At 69.5% G+C, this 1649-nt stretch carries 1 protein-coding gene; it reads right to left on the bottom strand.

What is annotated here, in order from left to right:
* Nucleotides 1-1621 (bottom strand): hypothetical protein (locus AC07XP_RS32260; RefSeq protein ID WP_495266959.1); only part of this gene is annotated, 1621 nt, incomplete at its 3' end.
* Nucleotides 1622-1649 lie beyond the last annotated feature (28 nt).

Raw genomic sequence — 1649 nt, forward strand, 5'->3', positions numbered from 1 at the left:
CCGCCCGCCACACCCGCGCCAACGCCGCCAGCTTGCCCCGAAAACTCAGCCGGTCGTTCGACAGCGCATCGATGAAGTCCGACAGCCGCTGCGACTTCACCATCGTGTAGATCGTGAGCCAGGTGGTGAACACGAACACCACGCCGAACCAGATCGCCTTGCGCCACAGCGGCGCATCGGCTTCGGCCAGCAGGTTCATCCCGAGGAAGCCGGTGGTGACGGTGCCGATGAGGCCGAACAGCGTGACCACCGTGAGCCGCACCACGGTGCTGGCCTGGCGGCGCAGGCTGTCGGCATCGAGGTAGGTGTTCATGTCGGCGATGCGCGCCTTGACCTCGTCGTACAGCGGGTCGAGCCCGAGGTGCGCGGCGCACATGTGCGAGAGCGCGCGCACCTGCGCCTGCTCCGAAATCTCGTGGAACCAGTAGCGGTGCGTGAAGCGAAGAAAGCGCTCGAAGCTCGCGCGGATGGCGCGCTTGAACTGCTTCACGCTCGGCGTGCTGCGGATGTCGAGCTTCTTGAGCGCTTCCACCAGCTGGTCCGAGAACATCAGCAGCGAGGCCTTCTGGAAGTGCGCGATGAGGAACAGCAGGAAGTGCTGGTGCCTGAACTGCGCGAGCACGCCGCGGTCGCGGCAGCAGAAGAACTCGGAGCGCGCGTCGCCCACCACGACGAGGGCGTGGCCGTTGCACAGGTAGCGCGTGTTGGGCGCCGCGCCCGTGTTCACCCAGAAGCGGTCGTAGCAGTACTTGTGCTCGAAGTCGGCCAGGTGGTGCTCGGCATAGGGCAGGTGGGCGTCGGCGCCGCCCGCGCCGGTGACGAGCGCGAGCCGCACGAAGTCGTCGCGCGTGAGGCGGCGCGGGTCGTCCAGCGACAGGTAGGCCATCACCGGCATGCGGTAGTACTCGATCTGGCGGTAGCGCAGCACGCCGGGGTCGTCCGAATGGTCGCTCACCAGCGGCTGCATCAGGTAGGCCCAGTGCGCGGCGATGCGCGGTGCACGGTGCTGGGCCACGTGCGACAGGAAGGCGTCGCGCTGCTGCGCGTCGGAGGCGGCGAGCACGCGGCCGTCGGCGTCCAGCCACTCGACGCTGGCCATGCAGTGCAGGGCGGCGCCGTCGGGCTCCCAGCCCGAAGGGTAGGCGCGGCCGAAGCGGTAGAGGATGTCCTGCGCCTGCGCCAGGCTCAGGTGGTCGGTGCCGACCTCGAGGTTGAGCAGCACCACGTCGATGTCGAAGAAGAAGTACAGGTCGCAGTGAATCACGTCGAGGGTGATCGGCGCCTCGCCGGGGTGCGCCACCAGCCGCACGGCCGCGATGTCGCGGCGGCGGAACACGCGCATCGGCGAATCGCCGTCGCTGCCTGTGCCGTCGGTGCTGCCGCGCGATCGGCCTTCGCCGTACAGGAAGCGCTGCACGTACGGCAGGAAGCTCACGAACTCGTTGTAGTGGCGCTCGTGGAAGCGGCCGCTCTCGCCGGTGTATTCGTCGACCTCCTCGCGCCAGGGCGAGGCCTCGCCCAGGTCGCGCAGCACGTGCCAGGGGCCGTGGTGCGTGGGCGCCGCGCCGGGCGCCGGCACGAGGCGCAAGGGCCAGAGCAGCGCCTGCCGGAAATGCTGCACGACGGGGCCGGTGGCCGGGGTGCCTGCC

The sequence above is a fragment of the Variovorax sp. GW531-E2 genome (genome assembly GCF_059423125.1).